Annotated in this window: 7 protein-coding genes; 5 read left to right on the top strand and 2 right to left on the bottom strand. The window is 68.9% G+C overall.

All coding sequences use genetic code 11. From position 1 onward, the window contains the following. Nucleotides 1-70: 70 nt before the first annotated feature. Nucleotides 71-1,306: a winged helix-turn-helix domain-containing protein gene (locus tag ACFRAQ_RS12240; protein WP_379097925.1), complete on the top strand. Its 1,236-nt coding sequence runs from the start codon at nucleotides 71-73 to the stop codon at nucleotides 1,304-1,306. Between the two features lie 30 nt (nucleotides 1,307-1,336). On the opposite strand, the gene ACFRAQ_RS12245 is transcribed toward ACFRAQ_RS12240, so the two are convergent. Both ACFRAQ_RS12245 and ACFRAQ_RS12250 read right to left on the bottom strand, forming a co-directional pair. After that, the gene (locus ACFRAQ_RS12245; protein WP_357286222.1) at nucleotides 1,337-1,684 is read right to left on the bottom strand and encodes a hypothetical protein; all 348 of its coding nucleotides are present in this window, start codon (nucleotides 1,682-1,684) and stop codon (nucleotides 1,337-1,339) included. A 118-nt stretch (nucleotides 1,685-1,802) separates the two neighbouring features. Further along, on the bottom strand, nucleotides 1,803-2,015 hold the full coding sequence (locus ACFRAQ_RS12250; RefSeq protein WP_379097929.1) for a hypothetical protein: 213 nt from the start codon (nucleotides 2,013-2,015) through the stop codon (nucleotides 1,803-1,805). Between the two features lie 120 nt (nucleotides 2,016-2,135). On the opposite strand from ACFRAQ_RS12250, the gene uvrC reads away from it, so the two are divergent. The 4 genes from uvrC to whiA all read left to right on the top strand — a co-directional run bounded on the left by uvrC (nucleotide 2,136) and on the right by whiA (nucleotide 7,369). Continuing rightward, nucleotides 2,136-4,133, top strand: a complete 1,998-nt coding sequence (uvrC, locus tag ACFRAQ_RS12255; RefSeq protein ID WP_379097932.1) for an excinuclease ABC subunit UvrC — start codon at nucleotides 2,136-2,138, stop codon at nucleotides 4,131-4,133. 199 nt (nucleotides 4,134-4,332) lie between these two features. Then, the gene (gene rapZ / locus ACFRAQ_RS12260) at nucleotides 4,333-5,340 is read left to right on the top strand and encodes an RNase adapter RapZ (protein ID WP_379097935.1); all 1,008 of its coding nucleotides are present in this window, start codon (nucleotides 4,333-4,335) and stop codon (nucleotides 5,338-5,340) included. Beyond that, complete coding sequence (gene yvcK, locus ACFRAQ_RS12265) at nucleotides 5,337-6,395, top strand: uridine diphosphate-N-acetylglucosamine-binding protein YvcK (protein WP_379097938.1); 1,059 nt, start codon at nucleotides 5,337-5,339, stop codon at nucleotides 6,393-6,395. Before rapZ ends, yvcK begins: the two co-directional genes overlap by 4 nt. After that, nucleotides 6,386-7,369, top strand: coding sequence for a DNA-binding protein WhiA (gene whiA / locus ACFRAQ_RS12270; protein ID WP_120736392.1), 984 nt, complete (start codon nucleotides 6,386-6,388; stop codon nucleotides 7,367-7,369). The genes yvcK and whiA overlap by 10 nt, the downstream gene beginning before the upstream one ends. The last annotated feature ends 174 nt before the right edge of the window (nucleotides 7,370-7,543 follow it).

A 7,543-nucleotide genomic window follows, 5' to 3' on the forward strand; every position in this document is an offset into this window, starting at 1 on the left:
CTGCTGTACAGATGCTCGATACAGTCGTGTATCGAGCCGGGTTGTCGGTGGGTCGTGGCATGGTTCGAGTGTGCCGACATCGCCGACCGGATCCCTGTCACTCGCGGCGGCGCGCCGCATCGCACTCGCGGCCCAGGGGTTCGGGTCCGCGCGACCCAGCGCACCGCCCACCCGGCGCACGGTCATGAAGGTCCTCGACAGCACCCGGCTGCTCCAGCTGGACTCGGTGTCGGCGGTGGTGCGGGCGCACTACGCGCCGGTGTTCAGCCGTATCGGGGCCTACGACCGGACCCTGCTCGACGAGGCCGCGTGGGGGCACAGCGCGCGCAAGCCGCGGCAGCTGATCGAATACTGGGCGCACGAGGCGGCGCTGATCCCCGTCCAGGACTGGCCGCTGATGCGCTGGCGCATGGTGCAGTACCGGCACGGGCGCTGGAACGGGATGCGGCAAGTGCTGGAACGCAATCCGGGTCTGGCCGACGATGTGCTCGGCGTCGTCAAGGAGTACGGACCGAGCACCGCGGGGGAGATCGAACGGCACCTGGAGCTGGATCGGCCACGGGCCAAGGACAATTGGGGCTGGAACTACAGCGACACCAAGGTGGTGTGCGAGGCGTTGTTCGCGGCCGGGGAGCTGACCGTGCCCCGCCGGGTCGGCTTTCAGCGGCACTACGACCTCGCGGCCGGCGTCCTACCCGCCGACGTGGTTTCCCGCGAACCGGACGAGGCGGACGCGATCCGCGAGCTGGTGCGGCGCGCGGCCCGGGCGCACGGCGTGGGCACCGAGACCGACTTGCGCGACTACTACCGGCTCACCCGCCGCCAGACCGAGCCCGCCATCGCCGATCTGCTCGACAGCGGGGAATTGGAGCAGGTCACCGTGCAGGGCTGGGACAAGCCCGCCTACCTGCATACCGAGGCCCGCACGCCCCGCCGGGTCACCGGCGCGGCCCTGTTGTGCCCCTTCGATCCGCTGATCTTCTTCCGCGATCGCACCGAGCGGCTGTTCGACTTCCACTACCGCATCGAGATCTACACCCCGGAACACAAACGGGTGCACGGCTATTACGTCTTCCCGTTCCTGCTCGACGGCGAACTGGTCGCGCGGGTGGACCTGCGCGCCGAGCGCGCGAGCGGGCGGCTGCTGGTGCCGGGCGCGTTCGCCGAACCGGGACGCGATCACGCCCGGATCGCCGGGGCGCTGGGCCGTGCACTGCGGGAGATGGCGGACTGGCTGGAACTGGACACCGTGGAAGTGGGCGAAAAGGGCGATCTCGCACCGTGTTTGCGACGCGAGATCGCCTAGCGCTCCAGGCGCGCCCGGATGACCGATGGTTCAGAACGGGCCGTCGGTCCAGGCGTTGAGCACGATGCCGTTCTTGCCCTCGCCCCTGCACTCGATGGTCATGGGGATGAGCGGCCGCGGTGAGTCGCCCACGATGTAGGTGGGGGACTGGTAGCCGTTACCGACCTGCCGTGCCCCGAGGCACTGCACCACCGCGGCGTACCAGGTGTCCGCGGGGCAGGTGAAGGTGGCGGTATCGAGTGTCCGGTCGATACGGCAGGGCGAATCGGCGTGGGCGGCCGGAGCCGCCACCGCGATCAGGCCCGCCGCGCCGATGCCGAGTGCGGAACCGATCGCTAGCGACCGGCGGCGCGGGTGGAGATGGTGATGGTTCGTCATCGATCAGGCTCCCTCGTGTACGGACAGATCAAGCGAAACGGTTCGTCCATACTGACCCGCGAGACCCTCCGCACCGTCGAAACTCGCGGAGATCGATGTTCCGGCGTGGCGCGCTCGATCAGGCCGCCTGCAGGTCGGCCGGGGGATTCAGCACCGCCCCACCACAGAACAGGGTGGGCGCCCGGTACCCGGCGAGCTCCCCGGACACCAGGATCGACGCGTCGGCGGACTCGGCCGTGGCGGGCACGGACACCGCCACCAGGGCGGCCGCGGCCAGGCAAACCGCTCCCACGATGGCGAGTGAGCGGCGGCGAGTACGCAGACGGATCATGTGGGGTTCCCTCTCCTGATGAATGATCTTGTCCATACTTCGTCGCCGAGAGCGCCGCGGATGGGGTGCCGGAGGCTGCGCCCCGGATGGGGTGTCGGAGGCACTGACTAACCTGGACCCGTGGCAGATCCCGCGACCTACCGGCCCGCCCCGGGCACCATCCCCGTCGAACCGGGCGTCTACAAGTTCCGGGACAAGTTCGGCCAGGTCATCTATGTCGGCAAGGCGAAAAGCCTGCGCCAGCGGCTGAACTCGTACTTCGCCGATGTGGCCGGGCTGCATCCGCGCACCCGCCAGATGGTGACCACCGCCGCCGGCGTCGAGTGGACCGTGGTGTCCACCGAGGTGGAAGCGCTGCAGCTGGAATACAACTGGATCAAGGAATTCGATCCGCGCTTCAATGTCCGCTACCGCGACGACAAGTCGTACCCGGTGCTGGCGGTCAGCCTGAACGAGGAGTACCCCCGCGTCTTCGTCTACCGCGGCGCGCGCAAGAAGGGGGTGCGGTACTTCGGGCCGTACGCCCACGCCTGGGCCATCCGCGAGACCCTGGATCTGCTGCTGCGGGTGTTCCCGGTGCGCACCTGCTCGGCCGGAGTCTTCAAGCGGCACAGCCAGATCGGGCGGCCGTGCCTGCTCGGCTACATCGACAAGTGCTCCGCGCCCTGCATCGGCCGGGTGAGCGCGGCCGAGCATCGCGACATCGTGGACGACTTCTGCGACTTCCTCTCCGGCAAGACCGACCGTCTGGTCAAGCAGCTGGAACGCCGTATGCACGAGGCCGCGGACGAGCTCGACTTCGAGAACGCCGCCCGGCTGCGCGACGACGTGCAGGCGCTCAAGCGCGCGCTCGAGAAACAGGCGGTGGTGCTGGGCACCGGCACCGACGCCGATGTCATCGACTTCGCGGTCGACGAGCTCGAGGCCGCGGTCCAGATCTTCCACGTCCGCGACGGGCGGGTGCGCGGCCAGCGCGGCTGGGTGGTCGACAAGTCCGGCGACGCCATCGACGCGGCGGCGGCCGGGGGTGAGCTGCCCGCGCTGGTCGAACAGTTCCTGACCCAGTTCTACGGCGAGCAGACCGCGGTCGCCGCGCAGAGCGGCGACGAGCAACCGGGTGCGGTGGTTCCGCGGGAAGTGCTGGTCCCGGCCCTGCCCAACGATCACGAGCAGGTGCAGCAGTGGCTGTCGGGGCTGCGGGGGTCGGCGGTGCAGCTGCGGGTGCCCCAGCGCGGGGACAAGAAAGCCCTGGCCGAGACGGTGCAGCGCAATGCGCGGGAAGCCCTCGCCCAGCACAAGCTCAAACGCGCCGGTGACCTGACCGCGCGGTCGGCGGCGCTGCAGGAACTCCAGGACACCCTGGACCTGGACAGCGCCCCGCTGCGCATCGAGTGCGTGGACATCTCGCACGTGCAGGGCACCGATGTGGTGGCCTCGCTGGTGGTGTTCGAGGACGGGCTGGCCCGCAAGTCGGAGTATCGGCACTACACCATCAAGGAGGCCGCCGGGGAGGGCCGCTCCGACGACGTCGGCAGCATCGCCGAGGTGACGCGGCGTCGCTTCGGCAAGCTGCGCCGCGAGCTCGACGCCGCCGAGGCCGCCGAGCTCGAATCCGATTCCGAGGCAACCGAACCCGGGCTGCCCGGCATCGACCCGAAGACGGGCAAGCCGCGCCGCTTCTCCTATCCGCCCAACCTGTACGTGGTGGACGGCGGTGCGCCGCAGGTGAACGCGGCCGCGGAGGTGCTCGACGAGCTGGGCATCACCGATGTCGCGGTGATCGGCCTGGCCAAGCGCCTGGAAGAGGTGTGGGTGCCCAACGAGCCGGACCCGGTGATCATGCCGCGCACCAGTGAGGCGCTGTACCTGCTGCAGCGGGTGCGCGACGAGGCGCACCGCTTCGCCATCACCTTCCACCGCTCCAAACGGTCGCGGCGGATGACGGCGTCGGCGCTGGATTCGGTGCCGGGCCTGGGGTCGACTCGCAAGACGGCGCTGGTGACGCATTTCGGATCGGTCGCCAAGCTCAAGGAGGCTACGGTGGAGCAGATCACCGAGGTCCCGGGCATCGGCGTGGCGACGGCCAGGGCGGTCCTGGACGCGTTGCGTCAGCAGTAGAGCGTCGGCGTTTCGCGGCGCGTCGGACGGGGACCCACCGGGTAGAGTGCGACACGCCGAACGGGAAATTTGCGACACGCCGTGTGTGCTGGTCGGGAGCGGAAATCACAGCTGTGTTGCGCTCCCGTCGCTCGCCTGCCGGGTTCGCGGGCGTCGGTGCAGGATGATCGAGGGAACTCCAGACACGAACCGGTAGGACATGACGCGCGTCGAAGACAGCACAGCTACTGCCGAGAACAGCCCGGCAACCGAATCAGGCGAGTCCCAGCCGAATCCCCGCAAGGGGCGGCCCGGTTCCGAACCCGCTCCGGTCGAGGTGGTCATCGTGACCGGCCTGTCCGGCGCCGGCCGCGGCACCGCGGGCAAGGTGCTCGAGGACCTGGGGTACTACGTCGCCGACAATCTGCCGCCCGAACTGATCGGCCGCATGGTCGATCTGGGCCGCTCCGCGGAACCACCGATCCGCAAACTCGCGCTGGTCATGGACGTGCGCAACCGCTTCTTCACGGGGAATCTGTCCGCGGTGGTCGAACAGCTGCGGTCCGCGGGCGTTCGCACCCGCATCCTGTTCCTCGAGGCCTCCGACGACGTGCTGATCCGCCGCTTCGGCTTCGCGCGCCGCCGCCACCCGCTCCAGAGCGAGAGCGCCGACGGCACCCTGACCGCCGGCATCGCGGCCGAACGTCGCCGCCTCGACCCGGTGAAGACTGCCGCGGACGTCGTCATCGACACCACCGCGCTGTCGATCCACCAGTTGCACCGCAAGCTCGAGGAGGTCTACGGCGGTGACGCCGCCACCGTCTTGCAGTTGACCGTGCAATCGTTCGGGTTCAAGTACGGAGTCCCGCTCGACGCCGACATGGTGTTCGATTTGCGTTTCCTGCCGAATCCGCATTGGATTCCCGAACTCCGCGAAAAAACCGGGCAGGACGCCCCGGTCAGCGAGTATGTGTTGTCGCGCCCGGGCGCACAGGACTACCTGAGCACCGCGCACCATCTCGTCGACCTGACGACCGAGGGCTACCGCCAAGAGGGGAAGCGATACATGACCGTGGCAGTGGGCTGCACCGGCGGCAAACACCGCAGTGTGGCGATAGCGGAGGCGCTGGGCGACGCGTTGGCGGGCCGTGCGGCGGAGAGCGATTCGGGTGCCGAACTACCTGGAGATGTGGTGCGCGTGGTCCACCGAGATCTGGGGCGGGAATGAGTGAGAGCACTTCCGGCCGCACCGCCAATCCCGCCTTCGTGGCGCTCGGCGGTGGGCACGGGCTGTACGCGACGCTGACCGCCGTGCGGCGGCTCACGCGCAAGATCACCGCGGTGGTCACCGTCGCCGACGACGGCGGCTCTTCGGGACGCTTGCGCGCCGAACTGGGCATGCTGCCGCCGGGCGATCTGCGAATGGCATTGGTGGCCTTGGCCGAAGAGGCCGACGGGCACTGGGCGCGAACTTTGCAACACCGCTTCGGCGGCACCGGCGCGCTGGCCGGGCATTCGGTCGGCAATCTGATTCTGGCGGGCTTGACCGAGGAGCTGGGCGACCCCGTCGCGGCCCTGGACGAGGCCGGAAAGATTCTGCGGGTCACCGGAAGAGTGCTACCCATGTCGCCGATCGCGCTGACCATCGAGGCGGATGTCTCTGGGCTGGAAGGCGATCCGCGGGTGAGTCGCTGTATCCGCGGTCAGGTGGCGGTGGCGACCACGCCGGGCAAGGTGCGCCGGGTGCGGCTGATTCCCTCGGATCCGCCCGCCTGCCCCGAGGCGACCTCGGCGATCGAGCACGCGGACGTGGTGGTGCTGGGCCCCGGGAGCTGGTTCACGAGCGTCATTCCGCACGTGCTGGTGCCGGATTTGCACGAAGCGCTCCTGCATACGCGGGCGCGGAAAGTGCTGGTGCTCAACCTCGCTGCCGAACCGGGCGAAACGGCCGGATTCTCCGCGGAACGGCACCTGCATGTATTGTCCCAGCACGCACCGGATTTCACAGTCGACCATGTTGTGGTGGACTCAGGTTCCGTACCCGAGGGTAGGGAACGCGAACATCTGGCAAGAGCTGCCGAACAGCTGCGTGCGCGAGTAACCTTCGCTGATGTCGCCGAGGCGGGGACGGACCGGCACCACCCCGGAAAGCTTGCCGCCGCACTGGATCAGGTGATCCGGCAACCTCGGCCGGAATCAGCAGGGCTTCGAGTCGAAGGACGGCATATGGGCCAACGTGTGCGGTCCGGGTTGGGTGGAAAGGAGCGCGTCTCGTGGCGATGACAGCGGAAGTGAAGGACGAGCTGAGCCGGCTCTCTGTATCACAGGTGAGCTCGCGCAAAGCGGAATTGTCCGCGCTACTGCGGTTCGCCGGTGGATTGCACATCGTCGGCGGTCGGGTGATCGTCGAAGCCGAAGTGGATATGGGTTCCATAGCGCGTCGGCTGCGTCGAGAGATCTTCGAGCTGTACGGATATGGCTCGGATGTGCATGTTCTCGGCGCCGGAGGGCTCCGGAAAACCTCCCGGTATGTAGTGCGAGTTTCCAAGGAAGGCGAGGCGCTGGCGCGCCAGACCGGTTTGCTCGACGTGCGCGGCAGGCCGGTCCGGGGTCTGCCCGCGCAGGTCGTGGGCGGCAGCATCGGTGACGCCGAAGCGGCTTGGCGCGGGGCGTTTCTCGCGCACGGCTCGCTCACCGAGCCGGGCCGGTCCTCGGCGCTCGAGGTGAGCTGCCCCGGGCCGGAGGCGGCGCTCGCGCTCGTCGGCGCGGCCCGGCGCATGGGCATCTCGGCCAAGGCGCGCGAGGTGCGCGGCACCGATCGCGTCGTGGTGCGCGACGGTGAGGCCATCGGCGCCCTGCTCACCCGCATGGGTGCGCAGGACACGCGGCTCACCTGGGAGGAGCGGCGCATGCGCCGCGAGGTCCGGGCGACCGCGAACCGGCTGGCCAATTTCGACGACGCGAACCTGCGTCGGTCGGCCCGTGCGGCGGTCGCGGCCGCGGCCCGGGTGGAGCGCGCGCTCGAGATCCTGAGCGACGATGTGCCGGACCACTTGGCCGCCGCGGGCAAGCTGCGCGTGCTGCACCGCCAGGCCTCCCTGGAGGAGCTGGGCCAGCTGGCCGATCCGCCCATGACGAAAGACGCTGTGGCGGGCCGGATCCGGCGGCTGCTGTCGATGGCGGACCGGCGCGCCAAGGAACTCGGCGTGCCCGACACCGAAAGTGCGGTCACCGCAGAGCTGCTCGAAGAGGCCTGAAACGGCCGCGGTGCCGCTTACACTGAGCGGAACCGCACGGTGATTCCGTCCGGAAGCGTCGCAACCCCCCGGGTGCGACGCATACCGGCGGCGGGTGCGAAAATTATGGTTTTAGGATGTTACAGTATGGTATACAAAAATGAAGCAGGCGACCAATACCAAGGTGTTGATAAA

The organism is Nocardia sp. NPDC056611 (genome assembly GCF_042792755.1).
In the GTDB taxonomy this organism is placed as follows: Bacteria; Actinomycetota; Actinomycetes; order Mycobacteriales; family Mycobacteriaceae; genus Nocardia.

Coding starts and splice junctions, on each gene's coding strand:
- rapZ (WP_379097935.1), top strand. CDS start 4,333: ATGACGCGCGTCGAAGACAGCACAGCTACTGCCGAGAACAGCCCGGCA.
- ACFRAQ_RS12245 (WP_357286222.1), bottom strand. CDS start 1,684: ATGACGAACCATCACCATCTCCACCCGCGCCGCCGGTCGCTAGCGATC.
- yvcK (WP_379097938.1), top strand. CDS start 5,337: ATGAGTGAGAGCACTTCCGGCCGCACCGCCAATCCCGCCTTCGTGGCG.
- ACFRAQ_RS12250 (WP_379097929.1), bottom strand. CDS start 2,015: ATGATCCGTCTGCGTACTCGCCGCCGCTCACTCGCCATCGTGGGAGCG.